This window comes from Halomonas colorata, from assembly GCF_014897985.1.
Classification (GTDB): domain Bacteria; phylum Pseudomonadota; class Gammaproteobacteria; order Pseudomonadales; family Halomonadaceae; genus Vreelandella; species Vreelandella colorata.
The window spans coordinates 1-1,163 of record NZ_JABUZA010000105.1; the positions used below are offsets into that span (position 1 = coordinate 1).

1 protein-coding gene is annotated in these 1,163 nt (G+C 60.4%); it reads left to right on the top strand.

The window, feature by feature from the left end; translation table 11 throughout:
* Positions 1-1,163, top strand: a 1,163-nt coding sequence (gene trkA, locus INT33_RS20975) for a Trk system potassium transporter TrkA (protein ID WP_193092941.1), incomplete at its 3' end; no start/stop codon positions are given.

Genomic DNA, 1,163 nt, shown 5'->3' on the forward strand with positions numbered 1-1,163 from the left:
ATGAAAATCATCATTCTCGGCGCCGGCCAGGTCGGCGGTACCCTGGCGGAGCACCTCGCCCGCGAGGAAAACGACATCACCGTGGTCGATACCGACACCAATAAACTGCGCGAGCTGCACACCAAGCTCGATATTCGCACTGTGATCGGCGCGGCTTCCTACCCCAACGTTCTGCGCCAAGCCGGCTGTGAAGATGCCGATATGTTGATTGCGGTCACCAACTCCGATGAAGTCAACATGATCGCCTGCCAGGTTGCGCATACTTTGTTTCGTACGCCCACCAAGATTGCTCGGGTACGCGCCACGCCGTATCTCACCCGCAAGGGGCTATTCGCCCACGAAGCGATCCCGATTGATGTGTTGATCAGCCCCGAGCAGGTGGTCACGGATCACGTACGCCGTTTGATCGAGCATCCGGGTGCCCTGCAGGTGCTGGATTTTGCCGGAGGCTTGGTGCAGCTGGTAGCAGTAAAAGCGGTGTTTGGCGGCCCGTTGGTGGGTCAGGATCTCGCGTTTTTGCGCCATCATATGCCCAACGTGGATACCCGCGTGGCGGCGATTTATCGGCGCAACCGGCCAATTATCCCGCGCGGTGACACCGTGATCGAGGCCGACGACGAGGTGTTCTTCCTCGCCGCCCGGCGCGATATTCGCGCGGTGATGAGTGAGCTCAGGCGTATCGAACGCGGCTTTCGCCGAGTGGTAATTGCCGGGGGCGGGAATATCGGCGAGCGCCTGGCCGAACACCTGGAGCATAGCCACCAGGTCAAGATCATCGAGCATAGCCTTGAGCGCTGCACCACGCTGTCCGAGCGGCTGAACCGCACGGTGGTGCTACACGGCAGCGCCACCAGCAAGCGGCTGCTTGAAGAAGAGAACATTGAAGACTGCGATATCTTCTGCGCGCTGACCAACGACGACGAGGTCAATATCATGTCGTCGCTGCTCGCCAAACGCCTGGGGGCCAAAAAGGTTCTGACGCTGATCAACAACGCCGCCTATGTGGATCTGGTGCAGGGCGGCGATATCGATATCGCGATTTCTCCCCAGCAGGCGACTATCGGCAGCCTCTTAACCCACGTGCGCCGCGGCGATATCGTCAACGTGCACTCGCTGCGCCGTGGGGCGGCGGAAGCCATTGAGGCTATCGCCCACGGCGACAA